Source organism: Psychromonas arctica DSM 14288, assembly GCF_000482725.1.
Taxonomy (GTDB): domain Bacteria; phylum Pseudomonadota; class Gammaproteobacteria; order Enterobacterales; family Psychromonadaceae; genus Psychromonas; species Psychromonas arctica.
In genome coordinates, this window is record NZ_AXWP01000051.1 from 26,652 (window position 1) to 52,777 (window position 26,126).

21 protein-coding genes are annotated in these 26,126 nt (G+C 37.4%); 11 read left to right on the forward strand and 10 right to left on the reverse strand.

Going from position 1 to position 26,126, the window contains the following annotated elements; all coding sequences use genetic code 11:
* The first annotated feature begins 157 nt into the window (after window positions 1-157).
* The 4 genes from wecA (at window position 158) to H592_RS24390 (ending at window position 4,896) form a co-directional block, all read left to right on the forward strand.
* Window positions 158-1,279, forward strand: a complete 1,122-nt coding sequence (gene wecA, locus H592_RS0108100) for a UDP-N-acetylglucosamine--undecaprenyl-phosphate N-acetylglucosaminephosphotransferase (RefSeq protein WP_028868327.1) — start codon at window positions 158-160, stop codon at window positions 1,277-1,279.
* Between the two features lie 188 nt (window positions 1,280-1,467).
* Window positions 1,468-3,372, forward strand: a complete 1,905-nt coding sequence (gene htpG / locus H592_RS0108105; RefSeq protein ID WP_028868328.1) for a molecular chaperone HtpG — start codon at window positions 1,468-1,470, stop codon at window positions 3,370-3,372.
* Between the two features lie 121 nt (window positions 3,373-3,493).
* Window positions 3,494-4,138: an adenylate kinase gene (adk, locus tag H592_RS0108110; protein ID WP_028868329.1), complete on the forward strand. Its 645-nt coding sequence runs from the start codon at window positions 3,494-3,496 to the stop codon at window positions 4,136-4,138.
* A gap of 116 nt (window positions 4,139-4,254) precedes the next feature.
* Complete coding sequence (locus H592_RS24390) at window positions 4,255-4,896, forward strand: C40 family peptidase (RefSeq protein ID WP_084296234.1); 642 nt, start codon at window positions 4,255-4,257, stop codon at window positions 4,894-4,896.
* Between the two features lie 690 nt (window positions 4,897-5,586).
* Here H592_RS24390 and H592_RS0108120 read toward each other — a convergent pair.
* From H592_RS0108120 to H592_RS0108130, 3 genes are all read right to left on the reverse strand, one after another.
* The gene (locus tag H592_RS0108120; RefSeq protein ID WP_342665419.1) at window positions 5,587-6,282 is read right to left on the reverse strand and encodes a flavin reductase family protein; all 696 of its coding nucleotides are present in this window, start codon (window positions 6,280-6,282) and stop codon (window positions 5,587-5,589) included.
* A 56-nt stretch (window positions 6,283-6,338) separates the two neighbouring features.
* Window positions 6,339-6,788, reverse strand: coding sequence for a lactoylglutathione lyase (gene gloA, locus H592_RS0108125; RefSeq protein ID WP_028868332.1), 450 nt, complete (start codon window positions 6,786-6,788; stop codon window positions 6,339-6,341).
* A 253-nt stretch (window positions 6,789-7,041) separates the two neighbouring features.
* Window positions 7,042-8,169: a ribosomal protein uL16 3-hydroxylase gene (locus H592_RS0108130; RefSeq protein ID WP_028868333.1), complete on the reverse strand. Its 1,128-nt coding sequence runs from the start codon at window positions 8,167-8,169 to the stop codon at window positions 7,042-7,044.
* Between the two features lie 229 nt (window positions 8,170-8,398).
* Between H592_RS0108130 and H592_RS0108135 the strand changes: the two genes are divergently transcribed.
* Together H592_RS0108135 and H592_RS0108140 are read left to right on the forward strand one after the other, a co-directional pair.
* Window positions 8,399-9,316, forward strand: a complete 918-nt coding sequence (locus H592_RS0108135; protein ID WP_028868334.1) for a DMT family transporter — start codon at window positions 8,399-8,401, stop codon at window positions 9,314-9,316.
* 482 nt (window positions 9,317-9,798) lie between these two features.
* On the forward strand, window positions 9,799-11,382 hold the full coding sequence (locus H592_RS0108140; protein WP_037071300.1) for a sensor domain-containing diguanylate cyclase: 1,584 nt from the start codon (window positions 9,799-9,801) through the stop codon (window positions 11,380-11,382).
* Window positions 11,383-11,741: 359 nt separating this feature from the next.
* On the opposite strand, the gene purB is transcribed toward H592_RS0108140, so the two are convergent.
* The 6 genes from purB to H592_RS0108170 all read right to left on the reverse strand — a co-directional run bounded on the left by purB (window position 11,742) and on the right by H592_RS0108170 (window position 19,458).
* The gene (gene purB / locus H592_RS0108145) at window positions 11,742-13,112 is read right to left on the reverse strand and encodes an adenylosuccinate lyase (RefSeq protein ID WP_028868336.1); all 1,371 of its coding nucleotides are present in this window, start codon (window positions 13,110-13,112) and stop codon (window positions 11,742-11,744) included.
* 74 nt (window positions 13,113-13,186) lie between these two features.
* Entirely contained in the window at window positions 13,187-13,816 is a 630-nt protein-coding gene (gene hflD, locus H592_RS0108150; protein WP_028868337.1) for a high frequency lysogenization protein HflD, read from the reverse strand.
* Window positions 13,817-13,965: 149 nt separating this feature from the next.
* Window positions 13,966-15,069: a tRNA 2-thiouridine(34) synthase MnmA gene (mnmA, locus tag H592_RS0108155; RefSeq protein ID WP_028868338.1), complete on the reverse strand. Its 1,104-nt coding sequence runs from the start codon at window positions 15,067-15,069 to the stop codon at window positions 13,966-13,968.
* 333 nt (window positions 15,070-15,402) lie between these two features.
* Window positions 15,403-17,526, reverse strand: a complete 2,124-nt coding sequence (locus H592_RS0108160; RefSeq protein ID WP_028868339.1) for a methyl-accepting chemotaxis protein — start codon at window positions 17,524-17,526, stop codon at window positions 15,403-15,405.
* Window positions 17,527-17,973: 447 nt separating this feature from the next.
* Window positions 17,974-18,270, reverse strand: coding sequence for a hypothetical protein (locus H592_RS0108165; RefSeq protein ID WP_028868340.1), 297 nt, complete (start codon window positions 18,268-18,270; stop codon window positions 17,974-17,976).
* A gap of 288 nt (window positions 18,271-18,558) precedes the next feature.
* Window positions 18,559-19,458, reverse strand: coding sequence for a LysR family transcriptional regulator (locus H592_RS0108170; protein WP_028868341.1), 900 nt, complete (start codon window positions 19,456-19,458; stop codon window positions 18,559-18,561).
* A 166-nt stretch (window positions 19,459-19,624) separates the two neighbouring features.
* Here H592_RS0108170 and H592_RS0108175 point away from each other — a divergent pair, with 166 nt between their 5' ends.
* Entirely contained in the window at window positions 19,625-20,287 is a 663-nt protein-coding gene (locus H592_RS0108175; protein WP_028868342.1) for a nitroreductase family protein, read from the forward strand.
* 121 nt (window positions 20,288-20,408) lie between these two features.
* Here the strand turns inward: H592_RS0108175 and H592_RS0108180 are convergent, their stop codons facing one another.
* Window positions 20,409-20,717 carry an antibiotic biosynthesis monooxygenase family protein gene (locus H592_RS0108180; RefSeq protein ID WP_028868343.1) on the reverse strand — a complete coding sequence of 103 codons (309 nt, stop codon included), beginning with the start codon at window positions 20,715-20,717 and terminating at the stop codon, window positions 20,409-20,411.
* A 289-nt stretch (window positions 20,718-21,006) separates the two neighbouring features.
* On the opposite strand from H592_RS0108180, the gene H592_RS0108185 reads away from it, so the two are divergent.
* From H592_RS0108185 to tnpB, 4 genes are all read left to right on the forward strand, one after another.
* Window positions 21,007-22,086: an efflux RND transporter periplasmic adaptor subunit gene (locus H592_RS0108185; protein WP_051369086.1), complete on the forward strand. Its 1,080-nt coding sequence runs from the start codon at window positions 21,007-21,009 to the stop codon at window positions 22,084-22,086.
* Window positions 22,086-25,202, forward strand: a complete 3,117-nt coding sequence (locus H592_RS0108190; RefSeq protein ID WP_028868345.1) for a multidrug efflux RND transporter permease subunit — start codon at window positions 22,086-22,088, stop codon at window positions 25,200-25,202. The genes H592_RS0108185 and H592_RS0108190 overlap by 1 nt, the downstream gene beginning before the upstream one ends.
* Before the next feature lie 378 nt (window positions 25,203-25,580).
* Window positions 25,581-25,922, forward strand: a complete 342-nt coding sequence (locus H592_RS0108195; RefSeq protein ID WP_028868346.1) for a hypothetical protein — start codon at window positions 25,581-25,583, stop codon at window positions 25,920-25,922.
* A partial coding sequence (tnpB, locus tag H592_RS0108200) for an IS66 family insertion sequence element accessory protein TnpB (RefSeq protein WP_037071307.1) occupies window positions 25,919-26,126 on the forward strand: 208 nt, incomplete at its 3' end. The genes H592_RS0108195 and tnpB, both read left to right, overlap by 4 nt.

Here is a 26,126-nt window from a genome sequence, read left to right on the forward strand (position 1 = left end):
TTAGAGTGAACTTTTTAAGTTAAAAACCGTCAATTTGAGGCCATTATTTATGCAAATAATGGCCTTTTTGTTTTAGCTTAAAATGACTTTTTTATGGTAATTTTTGATTAAGTCGGTATCATGCTCACGTTATTTTTCTTTTTTAAAGTTGGTTTTTATGATAAATATCTTAATTGATTTAGCATTTATATTTGTTTTTTCAATGACAACGCTATTTGCTTTGCGAAAGTTTGCTAGGTATATCGGTTTAGTTGATAAGCCGAATGAGCGTAAATTTCATAAAGGTACTATCCCTCTAGTTGGAGGCTTATCTATTTGCCTCTCTATATTATACTTTTTATACAACAACCCAGAAATGCTTCCTTATTCCCATATATATGCACTTTGTATGGCTATTTTAGTTGCTGTTGGTGTAGCAGATGACCGCTGGGATATTAGTTTTAGATTACGTTTATTAGTTCAAGCTGGTTTAGCCTTATTGATGATCCACTTTGCTGGGGCTTTACTTACAAACCTTGGTAATATGTTTGGTTTTGGTGAGGTCTTGTTGCCAAGTGCAATAGCGCAGATAATTACTATATTCGCTGTGATTGGTGCTATTAATGCATTTAATATGGTTGATGGAATTGATGGTTTATTAGGTGGACTTGCATCGGTAACCTTTGCTGCGTTGGGTGTTATTTTCTATTTACATGGAGAAGCTAATTTAGCTTATTTATGTGCAGTATTTATTGTAGCGATGTTGCCATATATATTGTTTAACCTTGGTGCATTTGGCCGTACTCGCAAAGTGTTTATGGGCGATGCAGGCAGTATGTTAATTGGGTTTACTGTTATTTGGTTATTATTATTAGCCTCGCAGTCGGCTACTGGTGATGCTTCAGAGCAAACGGCAATGCGCGCAGTAACTGCGTTATGGATCATTGGTTTACCTTTAAATGATATGGCCGCTATTATGATTAGACGGATACGCCGTGGTGATAGCCCATTTAAACCGGATAGAGAACATTTACATCATATCTGTCAGCGCTTGGGATTAAATCCAACACAAACTTTATTGGCTATTTGTTTTATGGCTAGCTTGTTTGCTGTTATTGGTATTTATGGTGAGTTAGCTAATGTAGCTGCACCGATAATGTTCTATGGATTTATTTTAACGTTTGTTATTTATACGTTATTACTTTCCAATATTTGGAAAATAACAACAAAAATTCGTAGTTATTCCAAATTGAAACGTATTAAAAAAATTCGTTACAAAAAAGTAAACAGCATTCTTTAAATGCTATTTATTTTTTGATATCTATACTACGCGGCATATTAGCCGCGTTTTTTTTATTAAAAATTCCTTTGGATAGTATAGAACTTTTAAAAAAATTGTTTTTAGCTCTTGAAATCAATCTAAGTGTCTCCATCTCTTAATTATCTAAGTAACACCAATAACCACTTGTTTAAGAGAGAAATAGAAATATGGAACATCAACAAAATCATGCGTTCAGTGCTGATACTGGTAAACTTCTTAAATTAATGATCCACTCTTTATATTCAAATAAAGAAATTTTCCTACGTGAGCTTGTTTCAAATGCCGCTGATGCCGCTGACAAACTACGTTTCAAAGCATTATCTGATGGTAGCTTGTTTGAAAACGATGCTGATCTACGAGTTCGTTTAAGCTTTGATGAAGAAGCAAAAACCATCACTATTAGCGATAATGGTATTGGTATGACGCGCGATGAAGTTATTGAGCATTTAGGTACGATTGCTAAGTCTGGTACTAGTGACTTTTTCGAGCAATTATCTGGTGACCAAGTTAAAGATTCACAACTAATCGGTCAATTTGGTGTTGGTTTCTATTCTGCATTTATTGTTGCTGATAAAGTAACCGTTAACACTCGTAAAGCGGGTGATGATGCTTCTCAAGGTACATGTTGGGAGTCTGCAGGTGAAGCAGACTACACTGTTGCTGATATTGAAAAAGCAGATCGTGGTACTGAAATCATTCTACATTTACGTGATGATGAAACTGAATTTTTAAATGATTATAAATTACGTAGTGTCGTTTCCAAATATTCAGATCATATCAGTATTCCTGTGCAAATGTTCAAAGATGCAGTGCCTGAATCTGAAGGTCCTGATGGCGAAAAAGTACCTGCTGTTGAAGCTGCTTGGGAATCAATTAATAAAGCAACGGCTTTATGGAATTGTTCAAAAAGTGATTTAAAAGACGAAGAATACAAAGAGTTCTACAAGCATATCGCTAATGACTTCGAAGACCCTCTAACATGGTCTCATAATAAAGTTGAGGGTGAGCAAGAATACACGAGCTTATTGTACATTCCTAAGCGTGCTCCTTATGATTTATGGAACCGTGAAAAAGCGCATGGCTTAAAATTATACGTGCAACGTGTTTTCATTATGGATGACGCTGAGCAATTCATGCCGACTTACTTGCGTTTTGTTAAAGGTGTGTTGGATTCAAATGATTTACCATTGAATGTATCTCGTGAAATCCTACAAGATACACGTGTTACGACTAAGTTACGTAGTGCTTGTACTAAACGTGCGCTTTCTATGCTAACTAAGTTTGCTAAGAAAAATGAAACTGAATACAACGCATTTTGGGCTGAGTTTGGTCAAGTATTAAAAGAAGGGCCTGCCGAAGATCCAAGTAATAAAGAGCAGATTGCTAAGTTATTCCGTTTTGCATCAACTGAAGCTGATGTAGCGGAACAAACCGTTTCTTTAGATGCGTATATTGAACGCATGAACGAAGAGCAAGATAAAATTTACTACATTACTGCTGATAGCTTTAATGCGGCTAAAAATAGTCCTCACTTAGAGATCTTACGTAAGAAAGGTATCGAAGTACTATTGCTATCAGACCGTGTTGATGAGTGGTTATTAAGCCATTTGCCAGAGTATGATGGTAAAACATTTGTCAGCGTAACTCAGGGTGATTTAGATCTAGGTAAACTTGATTCTGAAGAAGAGAAACAAGAGCAAGAAAAACAAAACACTGAATTTGCTAGCTTCATCGAACGTACTAAAAAAGTGCTTGGTGATAAAGTGAAAGATGTCCGTTTAACACAACGTCTAACTTCTACACCATCTTGTATTGTTGCTGATAATGATGATATGAGTACGCAAATGGCTAAATTGATGGCACAAATGGGTCAACCCGTTCCAGAAAGTAAGCCAATTTTTGAGCTTAACCCTGAACATGTCATGATCACTAAATTAGCGGATATGACTGATGAGGTATTATTTGCAGAGTGGGCTGAGTTGTTATTACAACAAGCAGTACTTTCTGAAAAGGGTAGTTTAGATGACCCATCAGAATTTGTAGCTCGAATTAATAAACTTTTATTAGGATAATCTTCTCATAAATGTGTCGAAGGCCTGCTTATGCAGGCCTTTTTTGTTGATATTCTTGAGAAAATTGCCACAAACGTGTAAATTTCGGTCTGGAATTTATTAATTACATAGGAAGCTATAAATGCGCATTATCTTATTAGGTGCACCAGGTGCTGGTAAAGGTACACAAGCTCAGTTCATGATGGACAAATATGGTATCCCACAAATATCTACGGGTGACATGTTACGTGCAGCTGCGAAAGCGGGCACAGAGCTTGGATTAAAAGCAAAAGAATTAATGGATGCAGGCCAATTAGTCTCTGATGAGCTAATCATTGGTTTGGTTAAAGAACGTATTGCACAAGAAGACTGTGCAAAAGGTTTTTTACTAGATGGTTTCCCTCGCACTATTCCACAAGCTGATGCAATGAAAGAAGCAGGTGTGATTGTTGATTTCGTACTTGAATTTGATGTGCCTGACGAAGAAATCGTTAAGCGTATGGCTGGTCGTCGTGTTCATTCTGGATCTGGCCGCACTTACCACGTTATTTACAATCCACCACAAGTGGAAGGTAAAGATGATGTGACAGGTGATGATTTATCTATCCGCCCTGATGATGAAGAAGCGACAGTACGTAAACGTTTAGATATTTACCATACACAAACAGCGCCTCTTATTGCTTACTACAAGCAAGAAGCTGCACAAGGTAATGGTGCTCATCATAAGTTTGATGGTACTAAAGCCGTTGATGTGATCAGCGCTGAACTTGCCGAAATTTTAGGTTAAGCTTTTAAAGCTTTAAATAGATACTAAACTTTGGGGCGTAAGCCCCATTTTTATTTTTGATAAAAATAACGGTGATGAGTCTATTAGAATGTGAGTTAAACGAGTGGAGTAAGTTTATGCTTTGGGTGTTAAAACGTCATAATTTTCAATCAAGGTCTGATTTTAAGTCCGAACCAACTTCTAGACTGAGCCATAAACTAAGCTGTAAATTAAGTTATAAGTTAAGTTTATTACCTTTATTATGCCTTTTAGCTGCCTGTTCATCAAAAACTGACCATCAAAATAATACCTCACTTAATACTAATACCTCCTCAATAACAAACAATGCCTCTTCTGCCATTACTTCAAGCTCAAATAAAACCTCAGCCGCTAATATGCAGACCGGAGATCTATTATATTTATTGTTACTTAATGAGCATGAGTATTGGGAAGGCAGTCCCTATCGATACGGCGGTAATAGTCTACATGGTATTGACTGCTCAAGCTTAGTGCAAAAAGTCTTTAAAAATAGCTTTAACATCCAATTGCCGCGTACTACTGAATATCAAGTAAGAAAGGGTTTCTCAATTAAAAAAAGCCAGTTGAAAGTGGGTGATTTGGTTTTCTTTAAAACAGGTCGGTCTAGTAGGCACGTAGGTATTTATATGGGAGAAGGGGAGTTTTTTCATGTTTCGACCAGTAAAGGTGTGAAAATATCAAAACTTTCAAATCCATATTGGCGCAAGCATTATTGGCAATCTCGTCGCGTTATTTATTAAATGTAAATAATATGTCGGGATAATTGAATTAGGTTGATTTTTTTCCTCTGAGTTTGTTGTTCGATTTACTCATTATTTTTGTAGCATTCTGGTTCCACATGTTCGGTGTGGGGATTTGTGCTTTTTTATATGAGTTTTATCTCGTCTGCGCTCGTGGTGTTATTTGAATAATTATCAACACAGGTTTCGCCTTGTCGGCGACCCTACTTTCTTTTGTCAGAAAAGAAAGTAGGCAAAGAAACTGACAGCGGAGCGTTTTCTGAACCAACCTAAACCGCCATTTTAAACGCATCATGTCAGGATGACCGTCCATGGTCATTCTGACATTATCGCAAACGTCCTGTTTGCGATTGCTAAAATGACAGTTTAGCTTGGGAAAACTTTACGCTGGGGTTTTACTTCCACCATGATTTAAGTGTTACCGTTATATCTAGTTATATGAATTGATTAAAATTACTTCCTTTGCGTTAATAGATTTAGTTTATTTTCGTTCCACATGTTCGGTGTGGGGATTTGTGCTTTTTTATATGAGTTTTATCTCGTCTGCGCTCGTGGTGTTATTTGAATAATCATCAACACAGGTTTCGCCTTGTCGGCGACCCTACTTTCTTTTGTCAGAAAAGAAACTATACCCAGAGAATTCAAAGAGACTGACAGCGAAGCATTTTCTATTTCAGTAATAAAAGTTAGTTAATCTGGTCGTTTCAAGCTAAATGGGGCGGTGATCGATGCATATTCACCTCCACCTAGTCGTGCTAGTGGTTTGACTTTATCAGCTGCAATATTGATTCGGTCAGGATCTTCTGTATTTAACACCTGATCATTAATATATAAACGTTTAATCTCAACAAAAATCAATGTCTGTGGTAAATCACCTATCTCTTTAATTTCATAAAGTTCACACCCATAAGCAATATGACATTGTTCTAAACGTGGTAATGGAAAGCCATCAAAGGCTGTGGTTGTTAGGTCTGTGGCAAACAACTCTGAATCACCGTAATCTAATGTCGCTGCGGTTTGCGTCACGATCTCAGCTTGATTATCAGAGGCAATATGGATCACCATTTTTTTGTTTTTTAACACATTGGTTAAGGTATCTTTATTATCGCCATTTGGCTTTTTACCCAGTGAAATCATCAGTATCGCAGGATCGCTTGATACGGCTGTAAAGTATGAAAAGGGGGCTAAATTATAGACTTTATTCGGGCTATTATTATCTGATTGGGTTAATACCCAAGCGATTGGGCGAGGCACAATAGTTTGGGTCATTAAGTGGTAACGTTGTGCAGAGGTATAGTTTGAAAAATTTAGTAGCATATTGCATATACCTTCAATGTGATTGGTGATGACGATAACTAAATGCGTTAACAATTTAATTATCGTCATCGACATATATCCGTTAGCAATCAATATCGATTATTTAGCCGTTTATCAAGACTATTTTACCAAGAACCGGTATTTTCCATTGAAGCCCAAGGCTCTGTAGCTGCTAACTTTTTGCCTTTCTGTAATAACTCAATAGAAATATTATCAGGTGACCTTACAAAGGCCATATGACCATCTCTTGGGGGGCGGTTAATAATAACGCCTGCTGCTTGTAGCTTTTCACATAGCGCGTAAATATCATCGACCTCAAACGCTAAGTGTCCAAAATTTCTACCTTCGCTGTAACTTTCAGGTTCCCAATTATAGGTGAGTTCAATAAGTGGACTATCTAAGTCTTTTAACTCAGTGCCCTCTATAATATTTTCGGGAGCTGTCAGATAAATTAATGAGAACTGACCTTTTTCATAATCATTTTTTTTAACAAGGACCAGCCCAAGAAGATCACAATAAAAGTGCATCGATTTTTCTAAATCATTGACTCTGACCATGGTATGTAAAAAGCGCATATTATTTCCTTTTTATAAAGTGAGTTGGCGATAGTATATTTGCTTTAAGCCCCATCAAATCGAATAAGGTTTAAATACTATAAAAAGTAATACTACAAAGCATATCATAGGGTTGCGTTTAGTTTCGATAAACTATTTCAATTCAGTATGTAAGTATTGATGAAAAGTTAATATTGCTTGAGTGTGAGGGCTGTTCGTATTCAAAATAAACAGCTTATAATGCTAAGCTGTTTATTTATAAGTACTTAGATAACTATTCTGCGTACCAATAACCGAGGTTCACTAGTTTGGTAAATAGCGTTAATGCTTCTGGCTCATCCTTAAATAATATGATTAACTCACTGGCTGCTTCATCTTGATCACATAAGTAATGAGCGAGTTCAACAAACCCCGAAACGTCATAAACACCACCATTGATAAATACTTGTTTAGGCGCTTGCTCGAAATATACTGCGCGTAATCCACCTAAGCGTGTAAATATCGCGCCATCTTCTAAAAATTCAATAATATCTTCATTTTCAAGCGGGTATTCAGGTATTGCGATATCTAATTCATGTTTTGCTTCACTGATCATTCGCCCAAACCATGGCATTAAATGCTCCGGTGTTTGGCAGTTTTCTAACATTACTTGATGCAGTTTCTCTAGCTCCGCTTGTTCGATGCAACCAGGGTTTTCACGTACTTGCATTGGAATATCAGTATAACGTAAGGCATTTTCGTAATTATCAATATTATAATCAGTAAAGCTACTGAGTAAGTCATTTTGATCCGGCGCACGGAAACCAACACTATAATTAAGTGAAGGTTCAATTGCATAACCTTCATGTGGGCAACCACTTGGAATATAAAGTATATCGCCCGGTTCCATTTCAACATCAATAGCGGCTTCAAAAGGGCCGCAATGTTTTAATGCACCGTGTGCTGCAAATTCAGGTAATGGTTGACGTGCTCCAACACGCCAATGACGTTTTCCTTGGCCTTGGATAATAAACACATCGTAGTTGTCTATATGTGGCCCTACGCCACCTTTAGGCGTTGAATAGCTAATCATTAAATCATCAATACGCCAGTTTGGTAAAAAGCGAAATGGTCGTACTAACTGCTGTGCATCTGGGTGCCAATGATCCACGGCTTGTACTAATAACGTAGCCCCTTCTTCTTCTAAGCGTTCAAAGGTTTTAAAAGGTCCACATTCTGCTTGCCATTGTTCGTTTTCAAGGTATACCAAGCGGCTTTCTAAGTCTTCTTCCATTGCTAAACCAGCTAATTCATCAGGTGCAATAGGATCTTGAAAATCCACAAAACCTTGTTTGATAAAGGTTGGTTTTTGTTGCCAGTTGTCATCTAAAAACTGGTTAATTTCAAAATTAAGTTCAAACATAGGGGACTGCCTTTGAGATTCAAATAATCTGAAGTGTAACAGGTCACTTGTATGCACGATAGTGATACAAATTATACTTTGTAAGAGGGAGTAAATTAGATTGCTTTAAGGCTAATAGCTTAGTAATGTGATCGGCCGATTTATGATGGCTCATTTTCCTCATAAATCATTAACAGCGTATTTGTTAGTTAAATCACATTCTCTTAGTTAAATCTAGCAAGGAAGTCTCATGGATAGCACGATTAAGTTTGACAAAATCACTGGATTACTTGCTGGCTTGATGATGGTGATGATTTGGTCTGGTTGGATCATTATTTCAAAGTGGGGACTTTCTCGTGCATTAACGGTTTGGGATGTAACAGGAGTTCGCTTTGTCACTGCTGGTGTGGTTGTGTTGGTTTATGCCCTATTAAGTAAAACTTCGATTAAAGCTTTGTTTACACCACAGATCATCATTTGTAGTTTATGCTGCGGAACATTTTATGTGTGCGCTAGTTTGATTGGATTGCTGATGTCTGATGCTGCTAATACCGGGGTGATTATTAATGGCTCATTGCCTATCATGTGTGCCGCGATTGTTTTTGTATGGAAAAAAGTGCGCTTGAATAATGCGCAATATGTGGGTGTTTTTCTTATTTTAGTAGCCAATATACTTTTATTTACCAGTACCGGAGGTGCCACAGTCAGTGCATTATTATGGTTGTTGATAGCGGCCTTTGCGATTGCCTTTTATTCTGTTTCTATGAGGGTATGGGGCTTGAACTTAAAGACCGTTATGATTGCAGTGCCATTGATTAATGCTTTATTCTTTACGCCTATTTGGTATTTTTTACCCAGTAATATCAGCAGTGCACCATTTGATGAAATTGTACTTCAAGGTATTTACCAGGGAATAGTGGTGAGTATCATTGCGTTATTTTGCATGACTTACTCTATTAATAAATTGGGTGCGGTATCAGCTGCAACGATTATGGCTTTAGTTCCGATTGTTTCAGTAATATTAGCGATGATTTTCTTAGAACAGTTGATGACGTTACAAATGTTTATCTCTATCCTTGTGTGTTCCTTTGGTATCGCTTGTTATAGTGGCTTACAACCATTTTTAATGTGGTTAAGTGGAAACAAAAAAGACAGCTCAAAAGTTTGATCCCGGTCAGTAACAACCGCTAGCAGGGGCTTTTAAATACACCGATACCTAACTTATCTTGCGAATAGAAATATTGATCATTTCAGTTGTATTATTCAAGATCTGATAAGCGAGTTTTTGGAAAAGTAACTTTAAATCGGTGTTATTTATATCATCTATTTTTAATAATAAATAATATTCTCTATTAAATTACATTTTTCATTTTTTAAAGTGAAAAAACGGCAAAGATCAATATTTAATCTACACTATACTGTCAATATTGAATACCCAGTAGGGTGAGGTTTTTTGATGAAATTCAGGTTAATTTGTAAAGTTAACATTCTTGATTGAGATGGCTCATTATCGAGTTAATTAATACTTCAAAAATTAAGGGCTTCATCTTAATAGTGTCATGGGCATTTAATTTTCATCGTTTGGTGAGTATTGGCATTCAGGAGTCAATTTGCTGTGTTAATTTTACATTTGAGATAATACTGAAAAATATGAAAAATATTACCTTTAATCAATTGCAGCTTCGTATACTCGCACTTTTGTTTATTTTATTCATGAGTGCAGTATTTAGTTATCGATATTTTGTTGAGTTGCCAAAGCTCGAGGCGAGTATGGTTAAACTATCAGAAAGAGAGTTGAGTACATTAACCTCTAGTATAGGTAGTTCACTAGATATTCTTTCCCGTACTAATTATGATTACGCAGTATGGACATCATCATATGATTTTATGCTCACAAAAGACAACGAATATTTAGAAGAAAATTTTCTTGAGAATACATTTACAAGCCTAAAAGTAGATGGTTTTTTTTATCTAGATGAGTATTTTAGACCTGTTTATACCAAAGGATTTCACCATACAAAACTAACTGATCTGACATTTTCATTCTATGACTTTAAGAAAAACCCAGGCAACTTAAAAATCCTACCTGCTCCCACAATTAAAAATGAAGTACCGTTTAAAAATGGTTTTATTAATACAATCTATGGACCTGCGATGTATAGTGCTACTCAAATTAGGGATACTAGTATGAATGGCGAAAATCGTGGTTATTTGATCATTATCTATTTACTAGAGCAGTACTTTGTTGAAAACATGTCAAAAAACACACAGGTAAATGTCAAGTTTCTGAACAATGAAGTTGATACATATATTATGGAGCCTGATGACTGGAAGTATCAAAAGCATTTGCAAGAAGTTAAACAATATACTGATATTGGTCTTTATGATGAAAATGAAGGACTTGTTACGGTACTTCGTTTGCAATATTCAGAAGGTATTCTTCCAAAGTTGATCAACGCGCAAAGTCTTATCTTTATTTTCTTAATGAGTATATTTATTTATATTATGCATGTTCTCATATCCAATTTCATTATTAAGCCTGTAAAGGGATTTGCATTAGATATAAAAAAACAGAATAGCTGTGATGCATTTGCCCCACTTGATGAAAAACACTCTGTGAGAGAACTTGTAATAGTCGCTAAAAATATCAATCAACTTATAGCGACTGTTCAGCGACAAAATGAAATTTTAGCGATGCAAACTATCACAGATCCACTCACTGGAATAATGAATAAACGTGGTTTAATGAAAGAAATTGAACTGCATTGTGACTTACTTATTCGAGAGAATATTGGGTTTACTCTTGTAATGGCCGATATTGATTATTTTAAAAGTTATAATGATTCAGAAGGGCATTTAGAGGGAGACCTTGCACTTAATGAAGTTGCTAGGGTATTAAATGATGAATGCAAACGCTCTGGTGATATTTGTGCTCGTTATGGCGGAGAAGAATTTACTCTAATATTTAGTAGTATGTCTGATGCTGACTTGAATAAAAAATTAAACGATGTGATGAGCGCGATGAAAAATCTGAGCCGAAATCATCCTTGTTCTCCAATTAGTGAACATATTACGATCAGTATGGGAGCTGCCTCTGTTAAGCCGAGTGATGTTGTAGACTTCAAAGTTTCTGTTAATGATATTCTAAAAGTCGCTGACAATGGGCTTTATCAAGCAAAAAATACCGGGCGTAATAGGTTTGTGATTAATAGTTTATCTGAAAAAAGTTTATGAATGTGTCAGAGGATATTGTAATACCAATCACACTAATTAACTGATCTATTGTACTTTTTAAAATAATTTACTTCTTCGTTGTAACTTCCGTAAAGGAAACAACAATTTAGTTCAATTTACGCCTTGTACTAAGTTACTTTTCCTACGCAAAATTTTGATCACTTATTTAATGTAATCGGTATTATTTTACACGGCGGATGCATTTGTACTAAAAAAACTAAAAGTATTAGAGGTATGCGGAGGAAGAAGGTGTCTTTAAAATAGTGAGGGCTGGAGTTAAAGAATGCCAGTCATTGCTGAAGTGACTGGCATTAAACTCTAAGGCGACTTTTGTAAAATAGGTATAAGTTACCTATTTATTATGCCATTTTATCTACTAATTCAATCGCTTGACCAATGTATGAAGCAGGCGTCATAGCTTTAAGCTCTGTTTTTACGGCTTCTGGTAATTCAAGAGTATCAATAAATTGGCTCATACCTGGGCCGTCTACACGTTTACCGCGCGTTAGTTCTTTTAGTTTCTCGTATGGTTTTTCGATAGCATAACGACGCATCACAGTTTGTATTGGCTCTGCTAATACTTCCCAGTTTGCATCCAAATCTTTTAGCATGTTTGCTTCGTTGGCTTCAAGCTTGCTAATGCCTTTTAAGCTGGCTTCGTAAGCGATAACAGAATAGCCGATTGCAACACCTAAGTTACGAAGTACCGTTGAGTCCGTTAGGTCGCGCTGCCAGCGAGAAACAGGTAGTTTCGCCGCAAGATGATCAAAGATAGCGTTAGCTAGGCCTAAGTTACCTTCAGAGTTTTCAAAATCAATTGGGTTTACTTTATGTGGCATAGTTGAAGAGCCGATTTCACCCGCAATCGTTTTTTGTTTGAAGTGACCAAGGCAGATGTAACCCCATACGTCACGGTCAAAGTCTAAAAGAATGGTATTGAAACGAGCAATCGCATCAAATAATTCTGCGATATAATCATGTGGTTCAATTTGTGTAGTGAACGGGTTAAAGGTAACCCCTAAACTTGTTACAAACTCTTCCGCAAAACCCTGCCAGTTAACTTCTGGGTAAGCACTAATGTGAGCGTTGTAGTTACCAACAGCACCGTTAGTTTTACCTAGTTGCTCAGTTGCTTCAATTTGTTTAACTTGACGTTGTAAACGTGCCACAACGTTAGCCATTTCTTTACCTAGTGTAGTAGGCGAGGCTGGCTGACCATGTGTACGAGACATCATTGGCATTGCTTTGTATTCAATTGCTTTTTCTTTAATCGCATCAACAACACGATTACAGTAAGGCAAAATAACGTCTTTCTTAGCAGTAGAAAGCATTAATGCATGAGACAAGTTATTGATGTCCTCTGAAGTACATGCAAAGTGAATAAATTCAGAGACTGCGTTTAACTCTGCATTATCTGCTACTTTTTCTTTAAGGAAGTATTCAACTGCTTTTACATCGTGGTTGGTTGTTGCTTCGATGTCTTTTACTCGTTGTGCATCTGCTTCACAGAAGTTTGCAACAATTGCATCAAGGTGAGCATTTGCTTCAGCAGAGAAAGCTGGAACTTCAGCGATACCATCTGTTTGTGCTAGTTTTTGTAACCAACGCACTTCAACTTGTACGCGAAATTTGATTAAACCAAATTCACTAAAGATATCGCGTAAAATTGCAGTTTTGCTACCGTAACGGCCGTCAACTGGTGATACAGCTGTTAGTCCTGAAAGTTCCATTTGTTGCTCCTAATGATATGTAGGTTGTTTAAATAGTTGCTTTGTTCCCCGGTTAGGAAACGTCAATTAGTGTTTTAAGTTCGTAGTAAATTTTGCTTTGTTTGATGTACTAAGGCTTTACGCGATAATAATAATTGACGACGTTTACCGCCAATTTGACGCCATAATACGGTCGCGCGAACACCGGCTAGCAATAAAGCGCGGATTTTATGCTGCGTATGTTCTTTTTGCAAGTAAGCAGGGTTACCGTTCACTTGGATTTTAGGACCCAAATTACTGATCAGATCTTTATAGATAGAATCTAAGTTGCTTAATACGCTGCTGTCATCAATTTCAAAGTGTGCTAATTGGCGATTAACTTGATTAATACGTTCGCCGAGCAAGTTTAAAGACCCTGGGTTTGCCGATAGTTTTCGTTCTAACGCCATTAATCCTGCTACATATTTGGTGATTTGCATATTACGGCTACCATCAGCATTATCGAGTTGTGCAATGACTGTTTTATAACCTAATTTTAGTGCGTCATGCCCACCAAAAATATCTAAAGGTGCTGCACTATCAGTGCGCATAATTGAGCGTAAAGAAGCATTAAATGCGACTGCATCAGGACACATACCTTTGTTCGCTATTTTATCAACTAGGTAGGCAGCTTGGCACATTGCTGCAAAAGCAATGCTTCGAGATTCTAACGTATGGAATGACATAATGAATACACTTCTAATTTGAATAACTGTTGAACAAAATACTATCGACTTTTAGTACGTTATTGTCGAATACTCCGTTGCATCTCTTTTTAAAAAGTTTGCATTAACCAAAAAATATTAATCGGTTAATGCTTGCAACTGAGATAACGTTACTTTTGTAAATGTTGGTCGATAATCGCACCACCTAAACACACTTCATCAAGATAAAATACGGCTGATTGCCCTGGTGTTACGGCTGCTTGAGGTTGGTCGAAAATAACCTCTAAGGTATCATCATCTATTGGATTGACTGTGCATGGAATATCAGTTTGGCGATAACGCGTTTTTACTGTACATCTGAAACTTTCTTTTTTAGGCGTTCTATCAACCCAATCACATTTTTTAGCAATCAAACCATAGGAAAACAGAGCTGGGTGATCAGCACCTTGTGCCACTAATAAACGATTATTTTCCATATCTTTGCCCACTACATACCATGGGTTCTCATTGGAATTTTGTAAGCCGCCAATACCAAGACCTTTACGTTGCCCTAAAGTGTGGTACATCAGGCCTTGATGTTGACCGATGACTTCATTATCAGGAGTCACAATATCGCCGGGCTGTGCAGGTAAATAGGTTTGTAGAAAATCAGTGAATTTACGCTCACCGATAAAACAAATGCCAGTACTGTCTTTTTTGTTATGGGTTACCAAATCTTGCTCTTCTGCAATACGACGCACTTCTGGTTTTTCTAATTCACCAACTGGGAATAAGGTTTTTGCGATTTGCTCGCCACCCACTGCGTATAAAAAGTAGCTTTGATCTTTGTTGTTATCTATACCGCGTAGCAGTTGTGCTTGGCCATCTACATCTCGACGTCGACAATAATGACCAGTGGCAATAAAGTCAGCGCCTAAATCTTCAGCAGCAAACTCTAAAAAGGCTTTAAATTTAATTTCTTTATTACACATGATGTCTGGATTTGGGGTACGTCCGGCTTTGTATTCTTCTAAAAAATGCTCAAATACGTTATCCCAATATTCAGCTGCAAAGTTGATAGTATGTAATTTAATACCCAACTTATCACAGACCGCTTGTGCATCTTGCAGATCCTGAGCGGCTGAACAATACTCATCGGTATCATCCTCTTCCCAGTTCTTCATGAATAAGCCTTCTACTTGATAGCCTTGCTGCTGTAATAAATAAGCAGATACTGAGGAATCAACACCACCGGAAATACCGACGATCACTTTAGTTTGGCTATTGTCTTTCATAAATTATTCTCCAACGAATTCAGCGCCAGATTTTAGCAGAATTTAGGCGCAATTAAACTAATAATGTGAGCGAGATAACGCAGGTCAAGTAAACGCTCGGTATTGCTTGATTTTCAGCTGTTTTATTTGGCTATTTAAAAATACTGCTGATTATAAAAAGGAACCAGAGTGAGAGGATTCTCGAGTAATATCAATTTAAGAAGGAGAGTAAGGTAGGCATCGAGTATTTAACTATTAAACTATTTACCTTCAATTATTTAACTTCAACTACCTAACTTCAATACTAATATTGATTATGTTGAAGTTAGGTTAAGTCGTCATTATCGATAAAGCTTATGCTGCACGTTTAGATACTTCAAAGCGCTCAACCAATTTGTTGAGTCGTAACACTGCATTTTGAACCAATGTGGTTTGATGAATTAATTGCTGTGAAGAAGTTTCCATTTCTATGGTTGTGGTTTGGGCTTGTTGCGCTGTTACTCCATGTAGCTCACTGTTACTGGCAATTTGATTCATGGTATTGAACATTGCCTCGACTGCGCTTTGTAATTTTAAGCTTCTTTCTCCGGAATCTAAGGCTAAACTGTTTTGATCAACATTTGTTACCCCTTGCTGCATATACTTAACGGCCATTTCTGACTCACTACTTAATTTCGACATAATATTGCCGATATGCTTTGCTGCTTCTGATGTTCTAGTGGCAAGGTTACGAACTTCATCGGCTACGACAGAGAAACCTCTTCCATGTTCGCCGGCTCTAGCGGCTTCAATTGCTGCATTTAATGCCAGCAGGTTGGTTTGTTCGGTTATTCCTGTAATTAAAGTAACTATCGCTTCTATTTCTTTCATCTGGCCGTTTACATCATTAACGCTTTTAGCTGAGGCTAATACGATATCTTTAATTTGAGCGGTGTTATTCACCGCTTGTGTATATTCCTGCTGCGTTTTACTAACAACATCTAACATCAATTCGTTCATTGCTTGTGCGGAAGCCGTTGCACTGGCTATTTCACCTTGCTGTTCGCTCGATAGTTGTAACATCGAGTCAATAGATACTGTGGTGGTTTTACTTGCTCCATCGACATTAATACTGTGCTGTAACATCGATTCACTGACCGTATTGACTTCACCAGAAGCGTGGATCATTTCACCTAACATATTATCTAAGCGATCGATAAAGCTGTTTATCCAGCGCCCCATATCTCCAGACTCATCGGCACTAAATTTGGAGGTGTCAAAGCGTTGATTTAGGTTTGCATCACCTTCTGCAAGCATTTGTAAAACGCCGACCATATGTTTTAAACGCGATGTGATCGGTTTTAATGCAAAACTACAAAAGCTGGCAAGGCCTATTATTAATGCAATTACAATTAAAATATTATTCTGTAATGTATTTAAAGTCATAAAATAAGAGAGGGCGACGGCAGTAAGAAAGGGCAGCGTCATGCTTAGTAATAGCTTTTTCCCCAAAGTATAAGTGAGTGAACGGTGACGATAAACTTCTTCTAAGTCTGCTTCACACATCATGCCCCATATATCAGGCGAACCGGGTAATTGAAAGGTTACCCCTTTGCCAATCACTGGAATATGTCGGTAGTCAGAATAACCTGGATAATCAACATATAAATTTTCTCCGTGTTTAATCGTTTCTCTGACGCCAGGATGTAATTGTTGGGTGGCAGGATCGGTAAAACGTATTTCAAACTCCGTATGTTGTTGTATTTTTACTGTTCCCCACTGCGTGTGCACTCCTGATTTGAGGTTTTCACCATGAGAAAAAGCATTATCTTCAAAGCGTGAGCGAGAAAGTGCAGTACCGGTGCTAATGGCAGGATCCTGGTTCGATTTAACCATGAAAATATAATTATCACCGGATTCACTGTAAATGTGACCCGCTTCGCGTTGAATAAGGTCCCCCATCACATCATTAGGTACTCGTCCGCATAAACAGCCTATGATTTGATCGTTTTTTAAAATAGGTTGGTAAAACATTAATGTAACTGCATCATGAAAGTTAGAGCTTGAAGGCCCAATCAACTGTGTTTGTGGGTCTAAATAAGGGCCGTGAAGAAAGGGAGCCTGTAGCCCTTTTGTAAGTATTGTTTGATCTACTTTATGTTGTATAGGGTGATGATAAGTGGACGCTACAACTTGCCCGTCAGCCATCATGATAAACAACTCTGAAATATCATTGTTTCGTGTTAATAAGCTTTGTAACGATGTTTTCCATTGTGTTTGAGGTTGAGAGGAGATGTATAAAGCGCCATCATTGAGGAAATTCCATTGTGTGCTAATCCATGATGTTAAAATGTGTACTCGTGTTTCAGCAGTGCTAGTAAAGGTTTGTGCGAGTATTTTTTTACGATTTTTATTCAACCAACAAGCTTTGCCTAATGCTAGTTTGCCAGTTGCGCCAAGCCACGGTAACCAATGTTTTTCTTTAGCGGTTAGATCCATTTTATATCCCTTAATACGATTTTATTAACAGGATAAGCAAATTAAATACCAATTACTCATTATGAGGTATTTAATTTTTTTGTTATTTAAAACATATGGTTACATTTATTTTGTTAGTCATGTTTTATATTAAAGCTATTTTTAGTTAGTTTTATTGTATGACTTAATCGTTTTTCGCTCCAATTTGGGGCGATTGCTTTATTTTAGTGCAGATAAAGTGAGGGGGGAGTTGTCTTATAGCCAGCCAATTTTATTTGACGTTTCTCATTCAACATGTTTTTACGGATGTAAAATTACTATTTAGTGAGCTAAATGACTGGTTTATAATATCTATTTCCTGAGGATTGGTGAGGCTCGTAAAAAGGGACATTTACTTACCTCATTGTCGAAACTTAATGATTGCTTTGTTGAAACTGATTGAGAAGTCAAAGCTATTAAAGTTGTTATTTAAGATACTAACTCTGGCCCCAAACGAAGGCGCGCTTCATCGGCGTCAAAATAGTCTTTTTCAGTTAATAGGTGCGTTAACTGTTGCATTGAAATTTCTTTATTGGCGATTAAATTCAGAATACGCTGTTTACAGTGATTAATGGCCGTTTCTTCATCTAACGCTAAGTATTCACGGCAAAAATAGAGTTGTGGCAAACCTAAAGAGAATGCCGTTAATTGTGCGAATTGCATGGCATTGAGTGTGAGGGTTATTTTTTCGAATTCTACTTGTGTGCTTTTAATATCATTTGACATTTAATTATGCTCATTTAAGGACGTCTTTACAAACTGTACATGAAAAACATTAACTTGTCGTTCACAGTGGCGAGTTACCCTATCAGGGAAGTACTCATTAGTTAATTTTCTATTCTGTATGCATCCCAATAATTTCACTCAGCTCACATTGTTGAACATAGGGGGCTTCTCTGTTTTCAATTTTATGATCGAAAGTTGTGCTAGCTTGAGTGGAATGCAAAAATAGATAGAGTGATACAAGTACCCAATATTTTCCCCATAACGTACAGGCTCGATTATTATCATTGCTTAAGGAGGAGGGTAGCGTTTGCTGAATTCACTGAATTTGTGTTGTAAAAAGTCAATCACCATGCGTAATTGCTTTCTAGGATAATCTGTTTGCAAGTAGACTAACTGCAAAGGAATATCTTCTGTTAAATAGTCGGTTAATAAAACTTTGAGACGACCTTGTTCGGCGTCTTTTGCAATATCAATCCAACTTTTATAAGCAATACCATGCCCTGCAATAGCCCACTCTCTTAGTAGTGCACCATCATTGGTGGTTTTAATCGGTGAAATTGGCACTTGTATACGCTGGTTATCCTTATTAAAGGTCCATTGTTGGTGATTTTTATTACCTAAATTCCAATTTAATAATTTATGTTGTTGCAGTTCGGCAGGACTATTAGGTTGACCAAATGCGTTGATATAATCAGGAGAAGTAACCACATAACGTGGTGATGATGTTAAATAACGACGTTTAAGTGCTGAGTCTGCTAAATGCCCATAACGTATTTTCTGGTCCATTAAATCACTCATGTGATCGCTTAGGTGTAAGGTCAACGTTAAACAGGGAGTCGCAGTTAAAAATTCATCTAACCAAGCCCCGACAATATTTCTGCCTAAATCAGAGGGCATACTTAACCCTAAGTCACCACTTAATTGATCATTATTGTTGTTTAAGGTGTTACTTGCTAACTCTAATATTTTTATCGCTTCGCGACTACTTTCAATAAACAACTGACCTTCTTCGGTTAACTGCATATTTCGTGTCGAGCGAACAAATAACTGGCAGTTTAGCCTTTGTTCTAAGCGCTTTAATGCAGCACTTGCTACGGCTGGTGTTAAGTTGAGTTCACGACTGGCTGCAGAAATATTTTGCAAGTCGGTAATTCTAATTGCTAATTTAAGATCATTTAAGTGATACATATTCAAAAATAATTATCAAGTTATTCAAATTTATCAATGATTATCAAATAAAAAAATCAAGTGTACAATGTGTTTATTCGCAATTAACAATGTCTATGCAATTAATCGCTATTTAAAATGGGGCGAAAGCATCTACATTAACAACCTAACAAATGAGACTCAAACAATGACAACACATGAACAAATTATTAATGATTTAGAAAAACGCTATACAGCTAAAAAATACGACCCAAGTGAAAAGGTTGCACAACAAGATTTAGATATTTTATATCAAGCATTGCGTCTTTCTCCTTCATCAATCAACTCACAACCTTGGAAATTCATTGTGATTGAAAGTGATACAGCTAAGCAAAGAATGTTTGATACTTTTGCTAATAAATTTCAGTTTAATCAACCGCATGTTTTTGCTTGTTCACATATTATTTTATTTGCACATAACCCTGCTTATACGCGTGCTGATTATGAAAAAGTAGTGGACCAAGGCATTGTAGATAATCGCACTAAATTAGAAGACAAAGAAAAAGCATTCGGTGGTTATGCTTTCGCTGATATGAACACTGACGAGCAAGGTCGTAATGCAAGTTGGACTAAATCTCAAACTTATATTGCGTTAGGCAATGCAATGCACACTTTAGCGCGCTTAAAAGTAGATTCAACACCGATGGAAGGTATCGATAGTCAACTAATAGGTGAAATTTTTGCTGATGAGCTAGGGGGATATGAGTGTGATGTTGCATTGGCAATCGGTTACCATCATCCATCCGAAGACTATAATGCCAAATTGGCTAAATCAAGACTGACAATGGAAAAAGTATTAACTGTTATTTAATATCAAATAAACTTTTTAAAAACAAGCAATTACGGTGGTTTATAAGGGTGAGGTAAAACGCTGTATTTGCTTGTTTTTTAGATTAATGCTTTGCCTTATATTCGTTACAATTCATCATTTTTTAAATCTTTGTACCGATTAAATGATCCAAAACAGGCACTAATACTAATGGTTGAGCTGAGCTGATGATTGCGGTTAGCATTTTAACTCGTGCACCTTCGTGTTTATCTTCTAACCCTTGTGCTTTTAAATAATGCTCTTCACTTACCCACTGACTGTAAGAAACCCATTGATTATCTTTAGTTTTATGTAAACGAGAGCCTAAAGCACCGTATTTTTCAATATTTCGTTGTACTAATTCTGTCCAACCTTCTTTAAATACTTTTTCATGTGCTGGATTTATTTCCCAACGAAATAATACAGTAATCATAAACTACTACTCCTAATGACTTGTTTTGTTAGTATTGTCGATAAAGATAATTGTTTATATTATAGCCATGCTTGAATCTTACTTACTGTGAGTTAATTTGATTTTTGCGACAAATTATTTTTATTTTCATGCTTTTTAAGCATTTAGCGTATTTTTTTTCTCTCTTTTTTAGCATATCTCCACATTTTCTTCACAATCTTTGCCTTTTTTTACTTTATGATAGAAGCAATAGTTGAATGCTATTGTCTTTTTCTTGTTACTCGAACCATATCTACTAGAAGATCAAATAATGAATAAATCAAAGAAGGTTTTTATTTTTGCGGGGCTATTATTGAGTGTCGTTAGCAGTTTAGCTTCTGCTCGTGGTCCAGCACCCGCTGTACCTGTTCATAGTGATGTGGTTGCGATGCATGAAGTTGCTCAATCCTTAACCCTGATCGGTAAGTTACAAGCCGAACAATTTGTTAGCATTGCCTCAGAAGTGACTGCCAAAGTCACGCGGATAGCAGTTCAAGCAAACCAAACAGTAAAAAAAGGGCAACTACTTATTCAGTTAGATGACGCTAAAGCAAAAGCTTTATTGGCTGAAGCTAGCGCTTATTTACAAGATGAACAAAGGAAGCTAAAAGATTTTCAGCGTTTAATAAAAAAGCAGGCCGTCACACAAACAGAATTTGATGGACAAGCCTCGGTAGTTGCAATTGCTAAAGCTCGTTTACTCGCTGCACAAGTTTTTGTTGATAACCACCGCCTTGTTGCTCCATTCGCTGGCACCATCGGTTTACTGGACTTTAGTGAAGGTAAAACCGTGACCATAGGAGAAACGCTACTGACCTTAGATGACCTCTCTGAAATGACTTTAGATTTACCTGTCCCTGAGCGTTATTTATCTATGGTCGAAATTGGCATGGATGTTTCAGCTATTAGCCGTGCGTGGTCAGATACTTCGTTTATAGGTAAAGTAGCCGCTGTTGATTCGCGTATCAATCCTGACACCTTGAACCTACGTGTTCGTTTGCTTTTCGATAATAAAAACCAACAATTAAAGCCCGGTATGATGATGAAGTCTCAACTTGTGTTTGCCGCTGTTAATGAGCCTATTATTGAAGTGCAATCGCTGGAGTACTCAGGTACTAAACGCTTTGTGTATGTGATTGATGGTGATAATAAAGTACAGCGTAGAGAGGTGACCCTCGGTGCGCGTATCGGTGACCAAGCTTTAATTGAATCTGGTCTGGAAATTGGAGAGCGTATTGTCGTGCAAGGTTTGGTGAATATGCGTGATGGTCTAGTCATCAATGATTTAGGTAAAGAAGGTTCAGCAGCAGATGTTAATGCGAAAGCAAAGACTGACAAGGACCGTAAATAATGTGGCTATCAGATGTGTCGGTAAAACGGCCGGTAATGGCAATAGTATTAAGCTTATTGCTGTGTGTATTTGGTGCAGTTTCTTTTAATAAGCTATCTGTTCGTGAAATGCCGGATATAGAAAGCCCGGTTGTATCAGTCATGACTCGTTATGAAGGAGCAAGTGCAACCATCATGGAGAGTCAGGTTACTGCTGTTATTGAAGATCAAATCACAGGTATTAGCGGTATTGATGACATTGAGTCAGTCACTCGAAATGGTATGTCACGTATCACGGTGACATTTGATTTAGGTTGGGACTTAACCGAAGGCGTTAGCGATATTCGTGATGCAGTAGCTAAAGCAGAACGTAGTTTACCCGATGAAGCCGATGAGCCTATTGTTTCTAAAAACAACGGTTCAGGTGAGCCTTCCCTTTATATTAATCTCAACTCGACAACCATGGATAGGACTCAGCTTACCGATTATGCAGATCGTATTTTGGTAGATCGATTTAGTTTGATCAGCGGTGTGAGTTCAGTGGATTTATCGGGTGGCTTGTACAAGGTCATGTATGTGAAGTTATATCCAGACATGATGGCTGGCCGGTCTGTGACCACAAGTGATATTGTTAATGCATTACAAACTGAAAATGTTGAAAACCCAGGAGGTGAAGTACGTAATGACACCACGGTAATGTCAGTTAGAACAGCGCGCTTATATGCTGAACCTCAAGACTTTGATTATCTAGTGGTACGTACTGCCAATGATGGGACTCCTATTTATCTAAAAGATGTCGCAAAAGTTTATGTGGGGGCTGAAAATGAAAACTCTGCATTCAAAAGTAATGGAGTGGTTAATTTAAGCTTAGGCATAGTTGCACAATCCGATGCTAATCCATTACAAGTTGCTGCTGCTGTACGCAAAGAAGTAGATAATATTCAACAGTTTTTACCTGAAAATACGACTCTGCTAGTAGATTATGATTCAACTGTTTTTATCGAGCGTTCTATTGAAGAAGTTTATAACACCTTAATGATCACCGGTGGACTGGTGATATTGGTCTTGTATATTTTTATTGGTCAAGCAAGGGCGACCATCATCCCTGCCATTACTGTACCGGTTTCGTTAATTTCCGCTTTTATTGCTGCCTATTATTTTGGATTTTCTATCAATTTAATTACCTTAATGGCGCTAATTTTATCGATAGGGCTGGTGGTTGATGATGCGATAGTGGTGGTTGAAAACATTTTCCACCACCTTGAGCAGGGGGAAAAACCATTGATGGCTGCCTATAAGGGAGCTAGAGAAGTTGGTTTTGCGGTTATCGCAACGACTATGGTGTTAGTGATGGTATTTTTACCCATTTCTTTTATGGACGGCATGGTGGGACTTTTATTTACTGAGTTTTCAGTTTTACTCGCCATGGCAGTAATTTTTTCATCTTTTATCGCTTTAACATTAACGCCTGTATTAGCGAGTAAAATGTTAAAGGAACATCAACAACAAAATAGATTCAACCGCTGGGTGGATAAACAATTTTCTCGACTAGAAAGTGTTTATCGTGGTGGTTTAGTGTATGCAATGAAATTACGTTTAGCAGCTCCTTTAATTATTTTAGCTTGTATCGCGGGGAGTTATTCTTTAATGCAACAAATCCCTTCACAACTAGCACCTAAAGAAGATAGAGGGGTGATCTTTGCTTTTGTGAAAGGAGCCGAAGGTACTAGTTTTAACCGCATGTCAGCTAATATGGATCTAGTACAAGCACGTCTGATGCCATTACTTGGCCAAGGTGTGATTAAGTCTTTTAGTACACAAGCGCCAGCATTTGGTGGTAACGCAGGTGATCAAACCGGTTTCGTTATTATGATTTTAGAAGATTGGAATGAGCGAAGTGTAACGGCTAATCAAGCCCTTGGTTTGGTTAATAAAGCATTAAAAAACTTACCTGATATTAAAGTGCGTCCATTACTCCCAGGTTTCAGAGGGGGATCTGGTGACCAAGTTGAGTTTGTACTTGGAGGCTCCGATTACCCTGAGCTAGCCAAATATGCAGAACTATTAAGACAACATGCTGAAGCGGATGGCATACTCATCAATGGCGATTTAGATTACTCAGAAAAAACACCTGAATTAGTGGTGACCTTAGACAAACAAAGAGCGGCGGAATTAGGTGTCAGTTTGGATGAGCTTTCACAAACCTTAGAAGTGATGCTCGGAGGTCGTAGTGAAACCACTTATATCGACCGTGGTGAAGAGTATGATGTTTATTTACGCGGTGATGAAAATAGCTTCAATAATGTCAGTGATTTGAGTCAGATTTATATGCGCACAAATCGCGGTGAATTGATCACTTTAGATACTATTGCTGATATCGAAGAGGTGGCTTCCGCCAACCGTTTGTCTCATTACAATAAACAAAAATCAATTACCTTAGGGGGCAGTGCGGCGGAAGGGAAATCTTTGGGGCAAGTATTAGATTACCTCGACGCAAAAGCAATAGAGTTGCTGCCAAGTGATATTTCAGTATCGTATAATGGTGAGTCAAAAGAATACAAAGAAAACCGCAGTAGCGTGTTGATTGTATTTGCACTTGCTCTATTGGTCGCCTATTTAGTGCTAGCAGCTCAATTTGAAAGTTTTATCAATCCCTTAGTGGTAATATTAACGGTGCCGATGGGGGTATTGGGGGGCTTTATTGGTATGGTTGTCATGAGTCAGGGATTAAATATCTACAGTCAAATTGGTATGATCATGCTAATTGGTATGGTAACAAAAAATGGTATTTTGATTGTTGAGTTCGCTAACCAATTACGTGATAGAGGTGCAACGCTAGACGTTGCTATCATTGATGCCTCTGCACGTCGTTTACGTCCTATTTTAATGACTGCATTCACTACGCTGGCGGGTTCTATTCCACTTGTTATATCTTCTGGTGCAGGCTCCGAGAGTCGAATTGCGGTGGGGACGGTGGTATTTTTTGGAATGGCATTTGCTACCTTGGTGACCTTGTTTGTTATTCCTGCTATGTACCGCTTAATCTCCGGTAATACACATTCACCGGGCTACGTAGAAAAACAACTTAATGAAGAACTAAGATTGAATGCAATTAAAACAATTGAGGGCGGAAATTAAACGTATTATTTCGACTCTCTATTAAGTTAAACGCTTGATGTAATGTCTGGATTGAATGCATATTATTTAAAAAATAAGAAATCAAAACTTAAGTTAGCAAATGAAAAGCATTGCCAATACAGCTTTTTAAAATTCATCATTAAGCCGAACTCAGGTTAGATAATACCATTCCGCATAATTAGTTGGTCAGACTCATCCAATCTCTAGTACACATTTTTATGACTCTTTGACTATCACTAACAAAGTCATTCCACGCATCACAAACAGCATCTACAATTGATTCATAGCCATTAAAAGTAAGCGTCTAGCGAAGCACACCTAGTATCGATTTTCTGATTGTTTAAAAATATCTGCTCAATAATAAATTCGGAGCAGATAATGGAAACTTACAGAACAAGCGCACAGTGGCAACAACTCTTTCAACAACGTAGCCATTTCAGTGGTACTAATGTTGAATTCTGCCAACACCATAATGTCTCTATTACCACTTACTATAAACAGCGTACTTTATTGACAGAGGGCTTGCCTAAAACATCTTTACCAACACAAACACCAAGCCCCACTGCATCACGCTTTGTCCAGGTAAAACAAACCACTGAAATCAGCGCTCAAACTCATCAAAACAACATACAGTTTGATACGCGTACAGGTCAACTTAACCTGCCAGTCGATTTAGCAACAGCCGACATCGTAGCCATCATTAAAGGGGTAGCAGTATGAGGATGTTTGTCGATGTGCCCACCGTTTATTTATGTGCCGATGCCGTCGATTTTCGTAAATCGATTAATGGCTTAGCGGCCTTGGTGGAAGCTGAGCTTGAATTACCTGTGCTCAGTGGGGCACTATTTGTGTTTTGTAATAAAGGCCGTGACAAACTCAAACTACTTTATTGGGATAATACCGGCTTTGCACTCTGGTATAAGC

Coding starts and splice junctions, on each gene's coding strand:
- H592_RS0108170 (WP_028868341.1), bottom strand. CDS start 19,458: ATGTATCACTTAAATGATCTTAAATTAGCAATTAGAATTACCGACTTG.
- H592_RS0108165 (WP_028868340.1), bottom strand. CDS start 18,270: ATGTCAAATGATATTAAAAGCACACAAGTAGAATTCGAAAAAATAACC.
- hflD (WP_028868337.1), bottom strand. CDS start 13,816: ATGTCATTCCATACGTTAGAATCTCGAAGCATTGCTTTTGCAGCAATG.
- H592_RS0108120 (WP_342665419.1), bottom strand. CDS start 6,282: ATGACGATAATTAAATTGTTAACGCATTTAGTTATCGTCATCACCAAT.
- H592_RS0108190 (WP_028868345.1), top strand. CDS start 22,086: ATGTGGCTATCAGATGTGTCGGTAAAACGGCCGGTAATGGCAATAGTA.
- H592_RS0108130 (WP_028868333.1), bottom strand. CDS start 8,169: ATGTTTGAACTTAATTTTGAAATTAACCAGTTTTTAGATGACAACTGG.
- gloA (WP_028868332.1), bottom strand. CDS start 6,788: ATGCGCTTTTTACATACCATGGTCAGAGTCAATGATTTAGAAAAATCG.
- H592_RS0108140 (WP_037071300.1), top strand. CDS start 9,799: ATGAAAAATATTACCTTTAATCAATTGCAGCTTCGTATACTCGCACTT.
- H592_RS0108135 (WP_028868334.1), top strand. CDS start 8,399: ATGGATAGCACGATTAAGTTTGACAAAATCACTGGATTACTTGCTGGC.
- H592_RS0108160 (WP_028868339.1), bottom strand. CDS start 17,526: ATGGATCTAACCGCTAAAGAAAAACATTGGTTACCGTGGCTTGGCGCA.
- htpG (WP_028868328.1), top strand. CDS start 1,468: ATGGAACATCAACAAAATCATGCGTTCAGTGCTGATACTGGTAAACTT.
- H592_RS24390 (WP_084296234.1), top strand. CDS start 4,255: ATGCTTTGGGTGTTAAAACGTCATAATTTTCAATCAAGGTCTGATTTT.
- H592_RS0108180 (WP_028868343.1), bottom strand. CDS start 20,717: ATGATTACTGTATTATTTCGTTGGGAAATAAATCCAGCACATGAAAAA.
- H592_RS0108195 (WP_028868346.1), top strand. CDS start 25,581: ATGGAAACTTACAGAACAAGCGCACAGTGGCAACAACTCTTTCAACAA.
- mnmA (WP_028868338.1), bottom strand. CDS start 15,069: ATGAAAGACAATAGCCAAACTAAAGTGATCGTCGGTATTTCCGGTGGT.
- wecA (WP_028868327.1), top strand. CDS start 158: ATGATAAATATCTTAATTGATTTAGCATTTATATTTGTTTTTTCAATG.
- adk (WP_028868329.1), top strand. CDS start 3,494: ATGCGCATTATCTTATTAGGTGCACCAGGTGCTGGTAAAGGTACACAA.
- H592_RS0108185 (WP_051369086.1), top strand. CDS start 21,007: ATGAATAAATCAAAGAAGGTTTTTATTTTTGCGGGGCTATTATTGAGT.
- purB (WP_028868336.1), bottom strand. CDS start 13,112: ATGGAACTTTCAGGACTAACAGCTGTATCACCAGTTGACGGCCGTTAC.
- H592_RS0108175 (WP_028868342.1), top strand. CDS start 19,625: ATGACAACACATGAACAAATTATTAATGATTTAGAAAAACGCTATACA.